This window comes from Streptomyces sp. NPDC003016 (assembly GCF_053591455.1).
On sequence record NZ_JBSFTV010000057.1, the window covers coordinates 19,232 to 38,758 of the forward strand.

The following is a 19,527-nucleotide window of genomic DNA, read 5'->3' on the forward strand; positions in this document are numbered from 1 at the left end:
TCAGGAGCCGCCGTGCGATCATGCGGTGGATGACGGCCCGGGGTGCCGGAGCGGTGGGGGACGTGAGGAGTTCAGCGTGAACGCGGGTGGGGACCAGGGCGGTTCGTCCGTGTCCGACGAGGAGTGGGAGCGGTTCCTCCGGGAGTCTGCGGACGGTGTGCCGGACGCACCCGAGGAGCCCTCGGCGCGGGCCCGGGCCGTGGCGCGGCGGCTGCGCGAGGAGCCCGCGAGGGCAGAGGCGTGGCGCACGTACACGCCGGCCCGGCCGAGGCGGCTGAAGGGCTGGTACGCGGTCGCGCTGCTGGCCGCGCTCGTCCTGCTGGCCGTGGCGCTGATCCCGGGGCGGGTCACCGGATGGTTCGGCGCTGACGGTGGGACCGGCGGGCCGCTCGCCACGGAGTCGAAGCGCCCGGACCGACCGCCCCCCACGGAGGCGGCCCGGCGTCCCACGCTGGACGAACCGTTCAGGGGATCGCCCGCGGCGCGCTGGGCGAGCGGCACGGCCGGGATCGCAGTACCCGCGGCCAGAGCGACCGGGTGGATGAGCACGGCACAGGTCGAGCGGGCTCTCGGCCGGACCCGGGACTTCCTCGCCGCGTCCAGCCTGGATCCGGGCGTGCTGCGGGGCGCGCGCCCCGGACGGGCGATCGCGCTGATCAACCCGCATCAGCAGGACGTCCAGGACTTTCTCGCGACCGCGTTCCGCGCGCCGAGCAGGAAGAACGACCCGCTGATGCTCTTCAGCCGGTTCGACGAGGCGCACGTGCGCCTCGTCGGGGACGTGGTCAGGACCCGGGGCCGGATCACGTACCGGGAGGGCGAGCGGGGCGCCCTCCAGGTGGCCGCGGACGTCACGTACGTGTACCCGCTCACGCGGGCGGCGGCGGACAGCGACGAGGTCGCGCGCACGATCGTGCGGCGCGAGGTGGTGCTGAACTGGGACGACCCCGCGAAGGTGATCACCGAGCCGGGAACCTTCTCCCTCGTCTCGTACAAGGCCCACACGACCAACGGCGGCTGCGACACGGTCACCGGCTACTTCACCCCGGAGTTCGCCGCCGGACAGCCGGGCACCGGGGCGGGCGACGGCCCCGGGGTCGACCCGTACGACCGCAGTGCCTCGATGGCCGAGCGGATGCGCGAGGCCGCGGACGAAGGGTGCGGGACCGCGACGCGGTCGTGAGCGGGAGCCGGGACTGGGACTGGGACCGGGACTGGGACTGGGACCGGGGACGGAACGTGCCGACGACGCTGCGGTGACCGTGCCGGTCTGCCGGTCCGGGGATCACCGCCGGTCCCGGGATGCGGTGTGCCTGACCTGGGAAATGCCTCTCGGTTGCTCTCGCGTGCTCGCGGCGTTTCCCGGCCCGATGCGTGCTGGATCCGTTCCACGCGGCCCTTGCCGGTGATCAGCCCGCGTCAGCCCGTCGTCCAGGGCCGGAGCTTTTCGGGGTTCCGTACTCCCCAGCTGGTTTTGATCCGGTCGCCGGTGACGTCGAACGCCATCACCGCCACGGTCACCGCGATCGACGTTTTCCTCGACGACTGCCTGACCAGAGTCGCGGTCGTCGAGCAGGGCACCGCGTTCCTGGTCGGCGGGCACTTCACCGCCCCGGTGGACATCACGAGCGGGCGGCTCGTCGTCGACTGCCACGGGGTATCGGCCGGGTATCCGATCGGGCAGGCCGGGGCCGTCGAAAGCTTGTCCATCCCCTTGTCGTTCGCGGGCGGTGAGGACGAGGGGCAGGCCGGGCAGCACGACTCCACCGGCCGCCTGAATCTCTACTCGTACCAGCGGGCGGACGTCGGCTCCTACGGAGAGACGATTCGTCACTTCGTGATGCGCAAGGACTCCGAGCAGATGGAGGCCTGGTACTTCCCCTCTGCCGGTTACGACGCGAACCGGGACCCCGTCGGCTCGTTCAAGCCCGCCGTGTGGGCCGGGGCGCCCTGGGAAGCGAACAATCACCTGTCGAACCACAAGCACTGGCCGGTGGAGACCCCCAGCAGCACGGGCAGCATCGAGACCCGGTTCGAAGTCCGGTTCGGCAACCCCCTCGTCGACAACGCCATCGCGGGCCTCGACAAGACCCTCATCGCCACGAATCTCGCGGACTCCGTGGTTTGCTGCACCAACGGCCAGGAGATGCGGCTGACTTCACCGAACGGCGAGGAGAAGCGCCTCGTCTTCAGCCGCGACGCGGAGGGTGATCCGCAGTACCGGCGGTGGGCGATCCGCAGCACGAGCAAGTCGGAGACCGGCAGCAACGCCGGATCGAACTGGCAGCTGGTGCGCTACGACGACGCGGGCACGCTGGTCGACACTCCGATCACTGTCAGCCGCTCCACCGGCAACGTGACGCTGGGGCCGGGTCTCGTCGCCCGCCGCGGCTCGGTGTCCGCGTCCAGCCTGTCCCTCAACAGCACGTCGCCCGGCGGCGGGATCGGCGTCGTGGCCGTCGGCAACGCAGCCACCGCGCCCGCGTCCAACCCGACCGGCGGCGGCGTGCTGTACGCCGAGGGCGGGGCCCTGAAGTGGCGCGGCTCCAACGGAACGATCACCACCATCGCACCCGCCTGACAACACGACGCCCCCTGTTCTCCCTCCGGGGAGGGCAGGGGGCGCCTTCGCGCGTCTCTGGGCGGGCCACTCGGCTGCGGTACGCCCGGTGAACCCCCTGCCGCACGCCGCACGCCGGGCGTAGCGTAGACACCCAGTCCTCTGGCGGGGGTGCACATGACCACGACCATCGGCGACCGCATTCGCAGCCTGCGCGAATTCCGCGACGTCACCCAAGAGCAGCTCGCCCAGCGCGCCGGCGTCTCCGTGGACACCGTCCGCAAATTGGAGCAGGGCATCCGGCAGTCCGCACGCATCAACACGCTACGCGCACTCGCGCGCGCCCTCGACGTGCAACTGGAGCGCCTGGTAGGACAGCCCACCGTGACCCAAGAACTCCAGGACGACGGCGGCCTCCTCGCCCTGCGCGACGCAATCCAGGACATCGGCACCCTCCCCGGGGTCCTGGCCGATGACGACGTGGAGGACCCGCCGGATCCGGGGGCGTGGACGGCGGACGTGAAAGCGGCCACGAGCCTGTACTGGCGGGGCGGCTACTCCGAGCTGTCCGGCGTACTACCGCTACTCCTTCGCGACGGGCAGGCCGTCACCCGCCAGCACGACGACGAGAAGGTGTGGCAACAGCTCGCGCTCGCCTACCAGCTCGCGGCATCGCTGGCGACGCAGGCTGGTCACAGCGACTGGGCGTTCGCTGCGGTGGAGAAGCAGCTGGCTGCGGCGCAGCGGGCGAGCGATCCGCTGATGGAGGGCATGGGCGTGTCCACCCTGTCGTGGGTGCTCCTGCGGCAGGGCCGGTGGGAGCAGGCGCAGGCCGTCGCGGAGCGGAAGGCGGACGCGCTGGAGCCCAGCTTCCGCCGGTCGTCGCCGTCGCAGTGGGCGGTCTACGGCAACCTTCTGATCGCTGCTGCGACGCCGGCCGCGCGCCGGGACCAGCACGACGACGCCCAGCAGCTCCTCACGTTCGCCGAGTCCGCCGCAGTGCGCAGCGGCCCGCAGCGGATATACGGCTCCGCGTTCTCGGTGACGGACGTACGCACTCAGCAGGTGAACGTGGCCCTGGCCGGGCAGGAGAGCAAGCCGGGCAAGGCCCTGGAGCTGGCCGAACGCGTGGACCTGGACGCGATCACCCGCCCCGTGCACGCCGCGTCTCACCGCGTCGACGTTGCCCAGGCCCGCTACCAGACCGGCGACCTCGACGGGGCCCTGGCCGACCTGCTCGCGGTCGAAGAGGAGCAGCCGGAATGGATCCGTTTCCAGACCCTGGCCGCAGCGACGGTGCGGGAGATGCTCGAGGCGGAGCGGCGCCGGAACTCCCCGCTGCGTGGTCTCGCGTCGCGCCTCGGCGTCGACCCGACCTTGTAGGCGGGTAGGACAACTCGTCCTAGCTGCGGCAGAATTGACGGGCCGACTGGTGCACTACGTCACTGGGCTGTGATCGCGCACTTTCGTAGCGTGATGGGCATGGGGCGGCACCGGCCCCACTCCGCCAGAGACAGGCCGGTGCCGCTCCCATCGCAGCCGAGGGAGCGGATCGTGAGCACCGTTGTCAGGGACCTACCCCCCATCGAGACTCTGTCTCAGCGCCAGCAGCGTGGCACGGACTGCGTCCGGTGCGGCATCACTCTCACCCCCGCGACCGCCGTAGACCTCGGGCCGCGCCGGATCCAGATCCTCGACTACGTCACCCAGTGGTACCCCCGCGCCTGCAAGAGCCACGGCGACAAGGCACCCCAGTGATCTGTGGCAAATGCGACCAGCCGATCAGGCCGGGCGAGCCGTACAGCATGCACGAGATCCACGCCGCATCCGGCGCCGGCGCCACCGTGCACCGGCACCTGGTCTGTCCGGTCCGGCGCCGCCGCTCATGACACCGGCGGGTGAAGTACACCAGCGAGCCCCGCCCCGACGCTCTGACGGCGTAATCTGCCGGGCGAGATGACCGACTTCGCCGACGAGGCCCGTACCCGTACCGCCCGCCTGCTCCGCATGGCTGCCACCAGCGACGAGCGACTGCGGGCGCGGATCGTGGAGTACGCCGCCACCACCCCGGACCCACCGCTCATGACGCCGCAGGGCATCCACACGACCGGTTGCCCTCGCTGCCGCAGGACGATGTGGATGCAGCGCGACCTGTGGGTCTGCTCATCCTGCGGCCACATGGAGGACGCGTGAACTGCCTTCGCTGCCATGCCCCGATGCACTGTGCTGCCGCGCCGCCCGAGCGCTGGTACTGCCGCACCTGCACCCGGTACGCGGCACCTGGGGACAGTCCCGACGACATTGAGAAGCGCCATCGGCAGCGTCAGTACGCGATCGCTCTGCTGGATACCGCTCTCGGCGAGCGCGCCGTACAGCGCGACGCCGACCGGCGGATCACACACGAGATGGAGGCACAGGTGGGACAGCTCATCCAAACCCGCGGCTGCGGAAGCTGCGGCGGCACCATGTACAAAACCGTTGAGACGGACGACAACGGGAACCCCACGAACGAGAGCCAGTTCATCTGCGCAGCCTGCGGACACATGGAGTAACAGGGCGTGGCCCCGGCCGGCCGGGGCCTTCACTGCCTGACGAGGTCGGCGAGCGGGACATTGATCGCGTCGGCGATGAGGATCAGGGTGTCGATCAGCGCAGCGGAGTGGCCCTGCTCGATCCGGTTGTACGCCGCCCGGTCCATCCCTGCCCGCTCGGCCACGGCCTCCTGCGTGAGGTTCGCGTGAAGCCGCGCTGCTCGGATCTGGTCCCCGATGGCGCGGCGACGGGCGATGACCCAATCGGGCGGGGGGACGGAGCGCGGCACCTGTCCACGCTCACGGTTCCATGATCGAATGTATGTAGGGCAAAACCTACATTCTGCGATCAGGAGGCGAGTGGATACCCCAAGCCGCCAATCCGGTGCGTCCGGGTTGGCATCGAAGCGGCCGAGTGGCGTACGCGTCTCCGCCATAGTCGGCCGTTAGGCGCTAAGACTCAGTCAAGGCGCCCCGCCCCGCACGCCATTGCGTGCGGGGCGGTCTACGGTGGATAGCAGAAGGCCCCCACCGACATAACCGGTGGGACCTTGCCTGTGGTCCCGGCCTCCCCGCCGGAGAGCCACAGGATGTGGGAGGCGCGTCTCAGGCGCGCTGTGGGGAGACGGTCTGTCCCTTCCTTGGGCAGCACCCTGCGGCTCCGACGCTGCTGAGTAACCCTCTTTCGGACGATGCCGAACCTGGATCATCTGGGGAAGTGGCATCTGTGTGGTATCTGATCATGAAAGGGCCCTCCCGTTCGAATGAACAGGAGGGCCCTTGGTGGCTCTGACCAGCTAACCAACCTGTGCCCCCGGCAGGATTCGAACCTGCGACACCCGCTTGAGGAGGGGGATCGAATCCTTGCTGCGTGATGCCCGACGCTGCTGCGCGGTGCTGTTTCCCCTGTTCAGAAGGGCGCGGCGAGGCATTGATCCGGCTTATGCCGCGCTGTGTCGGGCCGTCCGCTCACGCATCGCTCACGCGCTGCCGACTGCTGAGCAGTGGGTCAGACCTGGCCGAGGTCGATCTCCACCGGGAAGGGGGCCGCCACCTTGAGGACGCCGGTGAACACGTCTCCGTCCCGATAGGTCTGCGTCGCGGGGTCGAGAACGTAGGTGTACACGAGAGGAACGCCTGTCGCGGCCTGCTCGATCCGCCAGTAGAAGCCGATGCCGGCCTTGGCGTACTGGTCGACCTTCACGATCCGGTCAGTGGTCTCCGAGCCTGGCGACACCACCTCCGCGACCAGCAGCACGTGCTCAGGGCGGGTGGGGGTGACGTCGAGCGTGTCTGCGCGGTACACGACGACGTCCGGGCGGCGATTGGTGAGCGGGACGTCCTGAAGCCGGACGTCGAAGTCCGTGTCGGCGTTCCATTCCGGGTCCGCGGCGGCGTCCAGGGCGTTCGCCAGAATCCGGGCCAGCCGGTTGTGCCGCTTGGACGCACTCGGACTCACGACGACCATCCCGTCCACGATCTCGATACCGGCGCACTGCTCCTCGGACCAGGACTCGTACTCCTCCGCCGTGATCTGCTCATGCATCCATGCCGGGGCCACCATCTCGGTTGTCATGAAGCACCTCCCGGACACTGCGCTGCGGGCCCGATCCCGCTGGATTCAGCGTACTGTCTGCCATCCGTCCGGCACGCTGATCTCGCTCATGCCCCTCCCCGGCGGCCGGCATCCGGCCGGCGAGCCCACGACAAGTGAGGAACCGGTACGGCGGACTCGTCATCAGGGGAGTGAGAACGCCGCGGCCGGGACGGGATCGATGACATCGCCGTTGAGGCGCGGCTCGGCTCTCGGAGGGGCTGTGAGCTGCCCTCGCGCAGATCGACAATTCGTCCGGGCTGCTCGTGTCGTTTTTACCACGATGAGTACTCCAACGGACGGGGGGTTCGTGGAGGAGGCGCTTCTGAGCGAGCTGGCCGCTCACGTACGCGAGTTCGGCGACGGCGGAGACCCGCGGCGCGTGCTCGAAGACGACGCCTTGGCTGTCGCGGCGGAACTCTTCGCGTCGGTGGGCGGGCGACCCGAAGAGGCCGACCCCGATGTCCTTGTCGTCGAAAACCGTGGCTCTCGACGTGGGGGGGTTCCATCGGCTCCACGGCCTCCGCCATGACACGACACCCTCGCCCATGCGGCGGGAGCCGATCTGCAGGACGTCAGGAGATGCTCGGCCACTCCCCGATCACCATCACGGCCCACACGTACACGAGCTTGCGGCCCGCGGCGGGTCTGGCGATCGCCGAGGCAGCGGCCCGCCCTGTTCCACGGCCCGTATGCCACGGGGCCGCCGAACCCATTCCCGCACCTGCGACTGTGAGATCCGCTCACGCATACGGCCCCGGACGAAGCGTCCGAGGCCGGTCAAAGCGCCTCCCTGGGCGGAAAACCCCAGGTCGGAGCGGTAATGCGTGGTGCCCTCGGCAGGATTCGAACCTGCGACACCCGCTTTAGGAGTTTCCCTGATCAAGGCTGTGACCTGCACAAACGTCGAGTGCAGGGTGTTTGGCCTGGGAAATCTCCCCTCCGTAGTTCTCACGTGTTCGCGAGGTTTCCCGGCCTCATGTGTGCTGAATCCGTTCCACACGATCTCCTGCCGCCTCTGCGGGCTACGCGGAGCGGGCGCCGTCAGATCAGGGGCAACCCTCAACACGGCACGGTCACCGCCATGAGATTGCCGTCCCCAAGGTGCAGCCATCCCCGGCCAGGAGCGATCGGGCTGCCGACAACGGAGTCTCCCGTCTTGATGCCGATCCAATCACCGGCGTGCCGCTCCTGGGGAGACAGAAGGAGGCCGCGGTGGGCTCTCTTCGCCCTGTCCAACCAGGGGTAGTGTGGCCGGAGTTTATCCTCATCGCCTGCCAGGACCAGCGCCGCACCCTCGTCGAATCCGTGCTCCAGCAGGTTCCGCAGCACACGCTGGGCATCGCACTCATCCAAGACCTCTGCGTCGTCCATCACGACAACGATCGGCTTCTCAGCAGACGCCCCCGATAATGCCTCCTTGAGCTCGTCGTGCCCGATGTCGTCTTGATCGAAACAGGCCACCACGCCGTCTCGATCAGCCAACTCCCGTAGAGGTGACGGCCTGGGCGTGGCTAACACGAGCTGGGTGCCCGATGCGAGCAGAGAGCGTGCGATGGTCACCAGCGCCGTGGAGCGACCTGACCCTGAGGGCCCGGCCACGGCGAAGGCGGGGGCCGTACCGGAGGCAAGACCAGGGCCATACGCGGCCAGATTCCCGTCTCCGACGCCCCCGACTCCTGCGAGTGCCCACATCCTCGGTGCCGCAGGGTCACGCATTGCCCACGCCTCGTCGAAGCTGATACTGGACGGCAATACGTCAGAGCGCTTCTGTGCCTCCAAGGCAGCACGGGCCGCGTCCCAAAGGCCGAGCAACAGGACGTGATCCTCCATCTGGAGTCCTGCCATGTGAGAGAACGCGACGAGCGCCTCACGCTCGGGCAACTCATCGTGGGCATACCAGCGGATCCACGCATCCGACGAGACGCCCGTCTGCTTCTCCATGTCGGTGAAGGACCACTTGCGCTTCGACCTATGCTCGTCAAGGCGGCGATGCAGCGTGACCAGCTCCAGTCGCGCTGGAGAGTAAGGCACCTCGAACTCTCTGCTCTTCACGCCGTAGAACGTCGCGTTCGCTGGCCGTCGCTCCTCCGCGGCATCAGCCATCTTCGCGAAGCCTTCGCTACGGCGTACCACACCAAGAAACACTCTCAACGCGTCCTTGTCATACCAAAGGGCCTGCGTTGCGTTGAGGATCAGCCCCTTCAAGGACTCCTCTGCATAGTTGAACTGCGCAGAGGCTCGGTCGGGGCTGGATGGTGTCTCCCTGCCGACCGGTGGCTCTTCCGTTGCCCGCCCGCTTGAGTCCTCGGTGTCCTCCTTCGGCAAGTCCTCGGAATGGTCAGCTGTGTCGCTCACATCGTCATCGTCGGCAGGCGTGCCATCTGCTGGAGGCTGTACTGACGCTTGGGCGACTGTTTCCCTGACGACTTGCTTCCACAGGTCCTTGAAACGGTTGACCTCGCCGTCTACGTCGTTGTGCCCACCGACTTCGGCCAGGACACGGACGATGACCTCAAGGCGGCTCCACAGCGGCCGATCCGGCTTCTGGAAGGTGTCCAGCACTGCCTGGTGACTCACGATCCAGTAGTCCTGCACATCCTTCCCGACGCGGTCGCGAATAGTCCGGGCTGACGGGAGCCCCGCTTCCAGCCTCAGATCGTGGAGCTCATCGTTCAGCTTCTTCAGGTCAGGCTGGTCAGCCAGCTCGGGCCTCTTCCACGGCTGAGCGACCACCGTCTCTGCCCCCTTCTGGTGATTCTGCGTCAGTTCCTGTAGGCCATGCGCGTCGGTGCCTGCACTCACGAGCGTCAGGATTTGTCAACGCGCCGTCATTCAGCGGCTGTTCTTGGTCGATGCTGTCAGCGATCGTCTTGAGCCGTCAGGGCCGTCCGTGAGGCGCCCACGCTGGATGCACAACCCAGTCGGTGCCACACGGAAGGTAGATCTTCATGGAACAGATCAGCGTGCGCCTCGTAGTCCTCCTGTTGGTCGGAGTCCTCGTCGTTGCTCTGACCCTGCATGCGCCCGAAGTCGGGGCGGCCTTGGTGGGAGCCACGGCGGTGGTGGCGCTTCTCGCCCAACTCATGGGCCGCGAGTGACTCTGCTAAGGCGGCACCACCGGTGGGCGTCGAGGTCGCTGATTTCGGGCCTACTCGTACGCCCAAGCCCGTCCGGTCTGCCGGTACTCCTCCACGGGGATCGGCTCCACTCCGGTGCGCATGCGGGCGGTGTAGAGGAAGCCGCCGAGGTGGTCGATTTCGTGGTGGATGAGGCGGGCGAGGCCGCGTTCGTACACGGTGGTCACGGTCTCACCTGTCAGGGCCGTGGTCTCCACTGTGATCTTCATGGGGCGGGGGACCAGGCCACGGACGTCGAAGAAGCTCAGGCAGCCCTCGTACTGCTCGTCCATCTCCTCGGAGCGGGTGGTGATCCGGGGGTTGAGGAGGATGATGGCGGGGGCGTCGCCGGGTGGCTGGACGACGGTGGCGGCGCGTGCGATGCCGATCTGCGGGGCCGCGATGCCCATGCCCTTTGCGAAGGGGTGTACCTGGCCGATCCGTTCCATGGCGGCGAACAGTTCGTCTGTGATGCGTTCGGCCTCGTCGCGTTCGGCGGGCAGGTCGAAAGCGCGGGCCGGTTCGGCGAGGATGCCGGCGCCGTGTTGGACGACGCCGAGGTCTCGCATCTGCTGGCTGGGCCGCACGTCAATCACCTGAACTCCCTTTGGTCTGTGCCGCGTTCGGTCCGTGCCCGAAACCGCCACTCCAGACGGTACCGAGCGTGCAGGGCGGGTGTAGTCGTGATCCACGTGAATTGCCGTAGTTCACCGACGTTGCTGAGGACGGGAGGGGTTCGCAGCGGGGAGGCTTCGGCGGTCATAGAGGTCTCGGTGCCCCAAACGACGGGGTCAAGAGCGGCGGGGAAGGCGAGCTGGACTTCCAGTTGCTCGGTGGGCAGGCGGACGGCTCGCTGGAACCAGTTGCCCCATTTGTCGTCGCCGACGGTGTAGGCGTACTCGATCCACACGGACTCGCCGGGGTAGAGCGGGAAGCGGCCGTGCTCGTTGTCGAACAGCAGCCAGACTTCCTTGAAGGCGTCGCGGTCGTGCTTGACCTGCCACCGCATCGCCTCGCCCCGACAGGTGGCGGTGAGGTCGAGTTCACCCCAGGTCAGCGGGTGGGCTCGGTAGTGCGCGTTGGACTGCTCAGGGTCACCTGGGTAGCGGTCCACGGAGATGCGGATCAGGTAGCGGGTCACCGGCTCGTCGCCGGTGTTCCGCAGCTGTCGGCGCATGGTCAGCCGGTACGAGCTGCCGTCGTACTGGAGCCGTGCCGCGTCGTGCTCGACGACGAGGGCCGATCCGGTCGCATACGGTTGTTCTGGCCTGCGCTGGGCGGGCGGCGCCGCCGCTGGCCGTCGGGTACGGGCCTTTGCCTGCTCATAGTCGCACCAGCGTCTCCAGATGGCCTTCCCGGCGTTCAGGGACTCGTCGGCGAGACGCGAGAATTCCTCGCTGGGCTTGTGGCGGCCCGACTCCACGTGGCTGACGTAGGACGGGTCGAAGCCCATGGCCAGCGCCAATGCCCTCTTGGACATGCCGCGTACTTCCCGCCAGCGCGCCACCTCGGCCGCGTAGTCCTCGGCCGCCTGCTCGGCGGTGATCTCCTCGCCTTGCGCTTCCATCGAAGCCCCGCGTCATCGTTGGTGAGCATGAATGAACCGTGAGTGATCCAAGTTCATCATCCCGTCACGGTCTGCGTCGCCGTTTTCCTTCCCTTACTGGCCCGGATCGACCCTCCGGGCGGATGAGGGAGGCGTAGCAACATGCGCGTGCTGTACCTGTTGAACATCTCCAACCCCGACCGGCTTTCGGCCGACTCGGGGTGGATCTTCGCGGACCTGCTTGCCCCGGCTCTGGCGGATGCCGGAGCGGAGGTGACGGTCGCGGCCCCGGCTCCGGCCGGGGATGCCCGCTGTGGATTCCACCAGACGAAGGTGCCGGGGACGAAGTACCGGGCCCGTTTCTCGGCGGAAATCGACGAGCTGGTGGCACTGATCCGGGCGGTGAAGCCCGTCGTGGTCGTGGCCAACCAGATCGAGGAGGCCCCGGCGATCCGCACGGCCCTACTGGAGGCCGGATCCAACGCTCTACTGGCCGGCTACTGCCACTACCTGCCGTTCTCCTTCACGGGCGGCGGCCAGCTCCAGCTGGACCCGTCCCTGAACGATGCGGGGCTCGGGCGGCCGGTGCTGCTGGCATTCGCCGCCGGACTGGCCGCCTGTGACCGGGTGCTGGTCCACTCCTCCACGGCCGCGTCCTGGGTGTCGGCGGCAGCCGCCCGGATGGCCGTGGGCCTCGGCGAGAAGCTACGAGTGGTGCCCGCCCCGCGTGACGAGCGTTTGGTACGGGACCCCGCCACCACGCAGCCCGCGTCCGGTGCTGGGGCGATCGGTGTCTACAACCACCGGCTGTACGCGCACTATGGCACCGGACAGTTCGTGGACCTGGCCCGCGACCTGGTCGCGTCCGGCACCGTCAGGCTGCGGGTCATGGACCTGTTCGGCCAGCGCCGTGCGGAGCGCAAGGGCCTGGACGACAGCCCCGAGAAGATGCGTGATCAGCTCGCCGCCTTGCCGCATGTGCAGGTCGTCTCCGACCGGGGCGACCGCGTCCGCTACAAGGACCTGCTGGCCGGCGCGCGCTTCGGTATCGCCCCGTTCCGGTCCGGCTGCCCCTGGTCGATGAGCGTGATCGACTGCCAGGGCATGGGCTTGCCGGTCATCTCGCCCCGCCTTGGCTGGCTCGCCGAGCACATCGACCCCGAGCTGTGCTTCACCACCCCGGCCGAGGCCGTCGCCTTGGCCGAACGGCTCGCCACGGACGCCGAATTCCATGCTCTGTACGCCAAGCGGGCCCACGCCTCCACCGCCGACTTCACCCCCGCCCTGATCGCGGCCCGCTACCTGGAGGCCGTCTCATGAACAGCTTCGACGCGGTTCTCCTCTCGTACGACGAGCCGATGGCCACCTCTCTGCACTCCCGGCTCCAGCGCACGCTCGGCGGCACGGTCAAGCGCCTGCACGGCGTACACGGGATGCGCCGGGCCTACCGGCTGTGTGCCGAGGTCGTCGACCACGAGCAGTTCTTCCTCGCCGACGGGGACTTCGCCATCGACGCCGGCTTCGACCCCGCCACGGTGGAGCCCCTGGACGAGGGCGTCTCGATGCGGGTGTGGCGGGCGGTCAACCCAGTCAACGGTCTGACCTACGGCTACGGCGGGCTGAAACTGGTCCGCCGCAGTGCCCTGCGCGAGATGGGCGGGGCCGTGGACGTGCTCGCTGCCCTGCCTGGACGGATCGAGTTCGCTCAGCAGACCGCGGGGATCACGAGGTTCAACCAGAGCCCCTTCCACGCGTGGAAGGCCGGTTTCCGGGAGTGCGCGATGCTCGCTCGCGGCAGCGAGTACGGCATGGCCGACGACGACTCCCGGCAGCGGGTGGAGGCATGGACCAAGAGCCGCAACGGCGAGTTCGCCCCGTACGCCGCCGCCGGGGCCCGCGAAGGGGTCGCCTTCGCCAAGGAGTTCGCCCGCGCCCCCGGACAGTTCGACCACCTCAACGACCCCACGTGGCTGCGGGAGAGGTTCACCGCCGCCCACGGGGACCAGGCGGTGACCGGGTGACCGGCCCCTTGGTGCTGATCGAGCCGTACGCCGATCGCCTGGGCGGGCACCACCAGCGCACGCTGGTGGCCCTCGCCCAGGCCCGGCCCGGCAGCCTGGCCATCGCCCCACTTGGGATCACCCGCGAGGCGATGGCGGCCCTGCGCGAGGCCGGGGCCCGGCTGGTGACCGCACCGGCCGGGCGCCCGGCGGCCGTACTACTGGCCGCCTCCCGCCTTGCGGCCGGACTCTCCAGGGCTGGGCTGCGGGTCTTCCGCTCGCGCCACTGGCCGCGCTTCCTGCGGCGGCTTCCGCACCAAATCACCCTCATCGCCCGGTGCCTTGCGGAGGCGTCGGCCCTGCGGACCGCCCGCCGGCTGGAGCCCGGTGGTGAGGCGGTGGTGATTCTGAGCGCGAGTGAAGCCCTGCATGGTGCCGCCGCTCTCCTCGGCGGGCTGCCGCACCTGCGGTTCGTCCACGAACAAGTCACTACCGAGGACGCCGCTGTGCGGTTCCTCGGCCGGCTCGCCCGCCGGGGCGAGAGGCAGGTTCTGGCGGTGTGCCCGACCCAGGCCGCAGGTGATCAGTTCACGGCAGCCTTCCCGGACCTGCCTGCGGTGGTGCGGGCCTTCGCGGTCGACGACGGCCGCCGCCTCACCGACGCCGAGCGCGACGGTGGCCGTACCGCCTTCGACATCCCCACCGGTGAAGCCGCGGTGTGCCTGGTCGGCGGCTGGTGGCCCTACAAGGACATCGGAGTCATCGACGTTGCCCTGACTCTGCTGAAGGAGCCGCTGCATCTGGTGGTGACCGGCATCCCGCTCGACGAAACCGTGCTCGCCCGATGGCGTGACCTGCCGAACGTCCGCCTCCACACGGTGCCCGGACCAGTGAGCGAATCGGTGCTGCGACTGGTCTACGCCGCCGCCGACGCCGCCCTGGTCGCCCGCCGCCCCGGCGTCGGCAAGGAGTCCGGGCTCGTGATGGACGCCGCTCGCCTCAGCGTCCCCCTGGTCGTCTCCGACCACGACCCTGGTCTCACCGCCCGCCTGAGCGGCCGGCCCTGGACCCTGACCTTCACGGCCAGGGCCCCGGACGCCCTCGCCGAGGCCCTGCACAGCGTCATCCGTCAGCCGCCCGAGCGGCCCGGCCCTGAGGCGCCCCATCTGTTGGGGATGTGGTCGGCTGCTGGGCAGGCCGACTTCCTCACCCGCACCTTCGCCTCACTGCGTACGAAGGAGCCCCGATGCTGAGCATCCCTCCCGCGCTGATCGCCGTGATCGGCTCCGTCGAACCCCCGCTGCTGGCCGCCTGGGTCCGCCACTACCGGTGGCTGGGCGTTGAGCGGTTCCTGATCGCCTTCCACTTCCCCTGTGGGTCCTGGCCGTCGGCAACCGCCGCGACGTCTACCGCCAGGTTCCATAGGACTCCGCCACGCAGTCGGTGTCGGCGGTCCGCCGTGGGATGCGGGAGCGTGCGCCCTTCGTTTCGTCTGTTCAGGCGGCTGCGGAGAACCCGAGATTCGCACTCGTGAGGGGTTGCCCCCAACACCCTTTCCAGATGTTCGGGTGGATCGGGGTGTCCTGACCTGTGGTGGAGCGGGGGCTGGACAGGCGGTGGACGACGCCGGACGAGGCCCGGATGATGCTGATCCGTTGGGCGATGTTCGGCAAAGCAACTCCTCGTCCGCTCACGCAAACGGCCCCGGACGAGGAGTCCGAGGCCGACTAGATGTATTGACCCGTGAGGTTGGGGACGCGGCTGGCGGGTGGTTTGCCTGCGAGCGCGGTGTGTCCGCGGTGGTGATTGTAGGTGTGCAGCCAGTTGGGGAATGCTTCGCGTCGTTCGGTCTCTGAGCGGTAAGGGCGGGCGTAGGCCCATTCGTCGAGCAGGGTGCGGTTGAAGCGTTCGACTTTCCCGTTGGTCTGGGGTCGGTAGGGCCGGGTGCGCTTGTGGGCGATCCCGGTCTCGGTGAGCAGGTCGCGCCAGTCGCGGGAGCGGTAGCAGGAGCCGTTGTCGGTCAGGACGCGTTCGACGGTGATGCCGGCCTGGGTGAAGAAGGCGTGGGCGCGGGTCCAGAAGCCGGTGGCGGTCTCCTTCTTCTCATCCGCGTGGATCTCGCTGTAGGCCAGTCGGGAGTGGTCGTCGACGGCGGTGTGGAGGTAGCTGTAGCCGGCGTTCGAGCGGGTCTTGCGGCCCGCCTGGCGGCCCAGCACCTTGTGTCCGCCGCCGTCGGGGATGTTGCCGAGTTTCTTGATGTCCACGTGCACCAGCTCGCCGGGACGTTCACGTTCGTAGCGGCGTATGACGCGGCCGGTGGCCCGGTCCAGGTGCGTGAGGCGGGCCAGGCCGTAGCGGGTCAGCACCCGGTGCACGGTCGAGGGCACCAGCTGCAGCAGGTGTGCAATACGGGCCGGTCCCCACCGGCGCAGGACACGAACCTTGATGATGCGCCGCTCGGTACGGGTCGGCGTCCGGCGCGGGCTGGTGCGCGGGCAACTGGAGCGGTCGGCCATCCCTGCCTCGCCCAGTCGGCGGTAGCGGTCGGCCCAGCGCTGGGCGGTGGTCGGCGAGACCTGGAAACGCTCGGCAGCCCGGCGCAGGGGCCAGCCGTCCTCGACCACGCAGCGGGCCAGGCGCAGACGGCCGGTCTCGGTCAGGGGTGCATTACGGTGGGGCACGAGGGCCTTTCGGTCGGTGTTGACGTCGCAATCCACACCGAACTCGAAAGGCCCTCACCTGTTCAAGATCCCTCAGCCGAGATCTGCCTCACCCGTCCACAACCTCCCGGGACAGAACAACTAGAGCGCCTCCCTGGGGGAGAAACCCCAGGTCAGCAGCGTAACGCGTGGTGCCCCCGGCAGGATTCGAACCTGCGACACCCGCTTTAGGAGTTTTCTCTGATCAAGGTCGTGACCTGGGGAAACTCCGCCATGACCGCGTTTGACCTGGAGAAACATGTCTCGGTGGTTCTTGCAGGTTCCCAGGGTTTCCCGGCCTCATGTGTGCTGAATCCGTTCCGGGCCGACTGCAGGGGCGCGACCTCGTGCCACAGGTCGCGGGCGCGCGCGGCATGGCCAGGGGGAGGCACAAGACGCGGAGGAGTACGCGCCCGTGTGGTGGATCACCACCCCGTTCACGGGGCCCCAGTTGCCGTGCTGGTCGCGGTTGTGGGTGCGCCAGGATCCGTGTCCGACAACGCCAAGTCGTGCGTTCTTGAGAACGGACAGGAACTTGTCCGCGGACAGAGGGGCGGCCACCTTCGCTTCACCTCCACCCGGTGCGTCAGGGGCGGTCGGCCGTGCCCGGGGGGCGTCGGACCGGTCCCTCGAGGACGAAGGGCACTTCGCTGCCGGCGGAGGGCCGTCCTGACAGCGGCCGGAGTCTAACGGCTCCCTGCGACTTACCCACCTCGTCGGATCTGCTGCCAGGAGGGCCAAAAACAGGAGATGGCAGGACGAAGGTCTACAAGGCCGAGTACGTTCGACTCGGCCCGCTGGCTGCCGGACGGCATCGGGGTTACGCCGGCCGTCTCTCGCCCTCGCGACAGGAGTCGTTGCCCCATGACCTACCGGTTCAACCCGCCGCCCACCTGGCCCGCCCCGCCGGAGGGGTGGAGCCCCCCACCGGGCTGGGAACCGGATCCCGCATGGCCCACACCCCCAGGCTGGCAGATCTGGATCCCGGAAGGGGCCGCGCCGCAGCCGAGCGCACCCGTTCCTCAGCAGTCCCCCTACGGTCCCCAGGCGACGGCCCCGGCCACAGGTGGGGGTCTGTTCGGCCGGCGCCGTAAGCAAGCGGAGTCCGAGGCGGCGCGTCTGGCGGGCGAGCTGGCGCTGATGGAAACACAGGTACGCGGACTACAGGAAGACAACCGTCACCTGACGGAGCAATTGAGTCGTCTCATCGGAGCCGACAGCGCTCAGATAGCCGCCGAGCAGCAGCGACTGCGCCGCGCGCATGAGGAGAAGCTCCAAGAGATCGGACGGATCGACGCTCTACTCGACGAGAAGATAGAGCACGCCGCCGAGAGCGCCGCGCAGTCCCTGGTCGACGTGCGCCGCCAAGCCGACGACATGGCTCGCCAGACGGCGGAGGCCGAACAGCGCCTCACGGCCGCGCGCCGGGATCTGGTGCTCACCGATGAGACGCGGATGCTGCAAGAGGCCGGCATTTACGAGTACCGCCATCCGCTCGCCGACGCGCTCGCCTACAAGGACCGGCTCGACAGTCTCAAGGCCCGCTACAAGCAGTTGGCGAGGGACGATCGGGCAGTGCTCGGGAACCAGTACTGGATGGTGGACGGCTCAGCTGCCAAGGGCCGCAAGATGGTCCGTGACTTCTCCAAGCTGATGCTGCGCGCGTACAACGCCGAGGCGGACAACGCAGTGCGCGGCATGAAGCCGCACCGGCTCGACTCGCTGATCGACCGGCTCGGCAAGACACGGGAGTCGATCGCCCGGCTCGGCGCCACCATGCAGATCCGCATCGGCGATGACTACCACCAGCTGCGGGTCCAGGAGTTGGAGCTGACGGCGGACTACCTGGTGAGGAAGGAGACCGAGCGGGAGGAGCAGCGAGAGCTACGAGCCCAGCAGCGCGAGGAGGAGCGCCTGCAGCGCGAGATCGAGCGCGAGCGGCAGCGGCTGGAGAAGGAACGCAGCCACTACGAGGGCGCCCTGCGCCGCCTGCGCTCCGGCACCGGCGATGAGGCCGCCATCGCCGAACTCGAAGGAAAACTCGCCGAGTTGGGCGCCGAACTGGAGGCGGTCGAGGCCCGCGAGGCCAACATCCGGGCCGGATACGTCTACGTCATCTCCAACGTCGGAGCGTTCGGCGAACGCATGGTCAAGATCGGTATGACCCGGCGCCTCGATCCCATGGACCGCGTCATCGAACTCGGGGACGCGTCCGTCCCCTTCCGCTTCGACGTACACGCCCTGATCTTCAGTGAGGACGCCGTCGGCCTGGAACGCCGCCTGCACCAGGAGTTCGAGTCCCGCCGTGTCAACCGGGTAAACCTACGCCGGGAGTTCTTCTACGTCACACCGGCAGACGTACGCGCTGCCCTGCAGCGGCTCGCCGGACAGCACCTCCTGGAGTTCCAAGACACGCCCGAGGCTCCTGAATGGCGGGCCAGCCAGACCGCGGCCGGGCGGTGACGGGCTCGACTCAATCAACCTCGTCGGGTGCGTCCAGACGGCAGGCGGCGCCATCCAGACTGATCCAGGTGACCTTGGCGGTACTTCCCGCCACGAGGTGAGCGGTCACTTCTCCGGTTGGGGTGATCGCGAGCCACACGGACACCTACACCTCGCTGATGCCCCAGTTCGAGCAGGAGGCCGCCGACGCCCCCGTGGGGTCGGTAGTAACCCCGTAACCAGGACGTCGCCTAGCGTTACGTCCCCGCACACACGAAAACAGCCCCCTCGGAGATCACTCCGAGGGGGCTGTTCGAAGCTCCGTGCCTGGTCAGGCATTGTGCCCCCGGCAGGATTCGAACCTGCGACACCCGCTTTAGGAGTTCGATCGCGTAGGTTGCTGAGTCACTCAGCTCTGGGACCTACAAGCTGCGCTAGGTGTACTGACCCGTGAGGTTGGGGACGCGGCTGGCGGGTGGCTGGCCCTTGAGTGCGGTGTGTCCGCGGTGGTGATTGTAGGTGTGGAGCCAGGCGGGGTATGCCTGGCGCCGCTCGGTCTCGCTCCGGTATGCCTTCGTGTAGGCCCATTCGTCCAGCAGCGTCCGGTTGAACCGTTCCACCTTGCCGTTTGTCTGGGGTCGGTAAGGCCGGGTGCGCTTGTGTGAAACTCCCTGTGCAGCAAGGGAGTTGCGCCGCAGGTGTGACTTGTAGCAGGAGCCGTTGTCGGTCAGGACCCGCTGGACGGTGATCCCGGCGGCAGTGAAGTAGGCGTGCGCCCGTTGCCAGAACTCGACAGCGGTTTCCTTCTTCTCGTCGGTGAGGATCTCGCTGTAGGCCAGGCGGGAGTGGTCGTCCACGGCGTTGTGCAGGAAGCTCATGCCGGCGTTCGTCCGGTTCTTGCGGCCCGCTTGCCGGCCAAGGACCTTGTGGCCGCCGCCGTGGGGGATGTTCCCGAGTTTCTTGATGTCGACGTGGACGAGGTCGCCGGGGGCGGCGTGTTCGTAGCGTCGGATCGTGCGGCCGGTGGCCCGGTCCA

General features: G+C 68.6%; 19 protein-coding genes. 11 read left to right on the forward strand and 8 right to left on the reverse strand.

Features of this window, described 5'->3' with window-relative positions:
* Positions 1-76: 76 nt before the first annotated feature.
* The 6 genes from ACWDZ4_RS32245 to ACWDZ4_RS32270 all read left to right on the forward strand — a co-directional run bounded on the left by ACWDZ4_RS32245 (position 77) and on the right by ACWDZ4_RS32270 (position 5,112).
* Positions 77-1,183, forward strand: a complete 1,107-nt coding sequence (locus ACWDZ4_RS32245) for a hypothetical protein (protein ID WP_451511933.1) — start codon at positions 77-79, stop codon at positions 1,181-1,183.
* Positions 1,184-1,489: 306 nt separating this feature from the next.
* On the forward strand, positions 1,490-2,581 hold the full coding sequence (locus tag ACWDZ4_RS32250) for a hypothetical protein (protein ID WP_451511934.1): 1,092 nt from the start codon (positions 1,490-1,492) through the stop codon (positions 2,579-2,581).
* Positions 2,582-2,737: 156 nt separating this feature from the next.
* Positions 2,738-3,943: a helix-turn-helix domain-containing protein gene (locus tag ACWDZ4_RS32255; protein WP_451511935.1), complete on the forward strand. Its 1,206-nt coding sequence runs from the start codon at positions 2,738-2,740 to the stop codon at positions 3,941-3,943.
* 171 nt (positions 3,944-4,114) lie between these two features.
* Positions 4,115-4,318 carry a hypothetical protein gene (locus tag ACWDZ4_RS32260; protein WP_451511936.1) on the forward strand — a complete coding sequence of 68 codons (204 nt, stop codon included), beginning with the start codon at positions 4,115-4,117 and terminating at the stop codon, positions 4,316-4,318.
* Between the two features lie 198 nt (positions 4,319-4,516).
* Positions 4,517-4,753, forward strand: a complete 237-nt coding sequence (locus tag ACWDZ4_RS32265) for a hypothetical protein (RefSeq protein ID WP_451511937.1) — start codon at positions 4,517-4,519, stop codon at positions 4,751-4,753.
* A 23-nt stretch (positions 4,754-4,776) separates the two neighbouring features.
* On the forward strand, positions 4,777-5,112 hold the full coding sequence (locus ACWDZ4_RS32270) for a hypothetical protein (RefSeq protein WP_451511938.1): 336 nt from the start codon (positions 4,777-4,779) through the stop codon (positions 5,110-5,112).
* Positions 5,113-5,141: 29 nt separating this feature from the next.
* On the opposite strand, the gene ACWDZ4_RS32275 is transcribed toward ACWDZ4_RS32270, so the two are convergent.
* From ACWDZ4_RS32275 to ACWDZ4_RS32285, 3 genes are all read right to left on the reverse strand, one after another.
* Entirely contained in the window at positions 5,142-5,528 is a 387-nt protein-coding gene (locus ACWDZ4_RS32275) for a helix-turn-helix domain-containing protein (RefSeq protein ID WP_451511939.1), read from the reverse strand.
* A gap of 572 nt (positions 5,529-6,100) precedes the next feature.
* Positions 6,101-6,667 (reverse strand): Uma2 family endonuclease, encoded by a 567-nt coding sequence (locus ACWDZ4_RS32280; RefSeq protein WP_451511940.1) that lies wholly within the window; start codon positions 6,665-6,667, stop codon positions 6,101-6,103.
* A 1,080-nt stretch (positions 6,668-7,747) separates the two neighbouring features.
* Positions 7,748-9,490, reverse strand: a complete 1,743-nt coding sequence (locus tag ACWDZ4_RS32285; RefSeq protein WP_451511941.1) for an ATP-binding protein — start codon at positions 9,488-9,490, stop codon at positions 7,748-7,750.
* Positions 9,491-9,636: 146 nt separating this feature from the next.
* Here ACWDZ4_RS32285 and ACWDZ4_RS32290 point away from each other — a divergent pair, with 146 nt between their 5' ends.
* Positions 9,637-9,786: a hypothetical protein gene (locus tag ACWDZ4_RS32290; protein ID WP_261951420.1), complete on the forward strand. Its 150-nt coding sequence runs from the start codon at positions 9,637-9,639 to the stop codon at positions 9,784-9,786.
* A gap of 50 nt (positions 9,787-9,836) precedes the next feature.
* Here the strand turns inward: ACWDZ4_RS32290 and ACWDZ4_RS32295 are convergent, their stop codons facing one another.
* Positions 9,837-10,400 carry a peptide deformylase gene (locus ACWDZ4_RS32295; protein ID WP_451511942.1) on the reverse strand — a complete coding sequence of 188 codons (564 nt, stop codon included), beginning with the start codon at positions 10,398-10,400 and terminating at the stop codon, positions 9,837-9,839.
* Positions 10,397-11,371 (reverse strand): helix-turn-helix domain-containing protein, encoded by a 975-nt coding sequence (locus tag ACWDZ4_RS32300; RefSeq protein ID WP_451511943.1) that lies wholly within the window; start codon positions 11,369-11,371, stop codon positions 10,397-10,399. Before ACWDZ4_RS32300 ends, ACWDZ4_RS32295 begins: the two co-directional genes overlap by 4 nt.
* Positions 11,372-11,512: 141 nt before the next feature.
* Here ACWDZ4_RS32300 and ACWDZ4_RS32305 point away from each other — a divergent pair, with 141 nt between their 5' ends.
* Genes ACWDZ4_RS32305 through ACWDZ4_RS32315 form a run of 3 tightly spaced genes read left to right on the forward strand, consistent with a single transcriptional unit; the run spans position 11,513 to position 14,603 of the window.
* Positions 11,513-12,670, forward strand: a complete 1,158-nt coding sequence (locus ACWDZ4_RS32305; protein ID WP_451511944.1) for a glycosyltransferase family 1 protein — start codon at positions 11,513-11,515, stop codon at positions 12,668-12,670.
* On the forward strand, positions 12,667-13,371 hold the full coding sequence (locus ACWDZ4_RS32310; protein WP_451511945.1) for a hypothetical protein: 705 nt from the start codon (positions 12,667-12,669) through the stop codon (positions 13,369-13,371). Before ACWDZ4_RS32305 ends, ACWDZ4_RS32310 begins: the two co-directional genes overlap by 4 nt.
* Positions 13,368-14,603 (forward strand): hypothetical protein, encoded by a 1,236-nt coding sequence (locus ACWDZ4_RS32315; RefSeq protein WP_451511946.1) that lies wholly within the window; start codon positions 13,368-13,370, stop codon positions 14,601-14,603. Before ACWDZ4_RS32310 ends, ACWDZ4_RS32315 begins: the two co-directional genes overlap by 4 nt.
* Before the next feature lie 474 nt (positions 14,604-15,077).
* Here ACWDZ4_RS32315 and ACWDZ4_RS32320 read toward each other — a convergent pair whose 3' ends face one another.
* Complete coding sequence (locus ACWDZ4_RS32320) at positions 15,078-16,031, reverse strand: IS481 family transposase (protein WP_451511947.1); 954 nt, start codon at positions 16,029-16,031, stop codon at positions 15,078-15,080.
* Positions 16,032-17,243: 1,212 nt separating this feature from the next.
* On the opposite strand from ACWDZ4_RS32320, the gene ACWDZ4_RS32325 reads away from it, so the two are divergent.
* Positions 17,244-18,512 carry a DUF4041 domain-containing protein gene (locus ACWDZ4_RS32325; protein ID WP_451511948.1) on the forward strand — a complete coding sequence of 423 codons (1,269 nt, stop codon included), beginning with the start codon at positions 17,244-17,246 and terminating at the stop codon, positions 18,510-18,512.
* A gap of 10 nt (positions 18,513-18,522) precedes the next feature.
* On the opposite strand, the gene ACWDZ4_RS32330 is transcribed toward ACWDZ4_RS32325, so the two are convergent.
* Both ACWDZ4_RS32330 and ACWDZ4_RS32335 read right to left on the reverse strand, forming a co-directional pair.
* Entirely contained in the window at positions 18,523-18,651 is a 129-nt protein-coding gene (locus tag ACWDZ4_RS32330) for a hypothetical protein (protein WP_451511949.1), read from the reverse strand.
* A gap of 274 nt (positions 18,652-18,925) precedes the next feature.
* Positions 18,926-19,527: IS481 family transposase (locus ACWDZ4_RS32335; RefSeq protein ID WP_451511950.1), on the reverse strand; the 602-nt coding region annotated here is incomplete at its 5' end.

Excerpts from the sequence above, each read along its gene's own strand:
- ACWDZ4_RS32270 (WP_451511938.1), top strand. The coding sequence starts at position 4,777 with ATGCACTGTGCTGCCGCGCCGCCCGAGCGCTGGTACTGCCGCACCTGC.
- ACWDZ4_RS32280 (WP_451511940.1), bottom strand. The coding sequence starts at position 6,667 with ATGACAACCGAGATGGTGGCCCCGGCATGGATGCATGAGCAGATCACG.
- ACWDZ4_RS32300 (WP_451511943.1), bottom strand. The coding sequence starts at position 11,371 with ATGGAAGCGCAAGGCGAGGAGATCACCGCCGAGCAGGCGGCCGAGGAC.
- ACWDZ4_RS32255 (WP_451511935.1), top strand. The coding sequence starts at position 2,738 with ATGACCACGACCATCGGCGACCGCATTCGCAGCCTGCGCGAATTCCGC.
- ACWDZ4_RS32305 (WP_451511944.1), top strand. The coding sequence starts at position 11,513 with ATGCGCGTGCTGTACCTGTTGAACATCTCCAACCCCGACCGGCTTTCG.
- ACWDZ4_RS32265 (WP_451511937.1), top strand. The coding sequence starts at position 4,517 with ATGACCGACTTCGCCGACGAGGCCCGTACCCGTACCGCCCGCCTGCTC.
- ACWDZ4_RS32290 (WP_261951420.1), top strand. The coding sequence starts at position 9,637 with ATGGAACAGATCAGCGTGCGCCTCGTAGTCCTCCTGTTGGTCGGAGTC.
- ACWDZ4_RS32275 (WP_451511939.1), bottom strand. The coding sequence starts at position 5,528 with ATGGCGGAGACGCGTACGCCACTCGGCCGCTTCGATGCCAACCCGGAC.
- ACWDZ4_RS32310 (WP_451511945.1), top strand. The coding sequence starts at position 12,667 with ATGAACAGCTTCGACGCGGTTCTCCTCTCGTACGACGAGCCGATGGCC.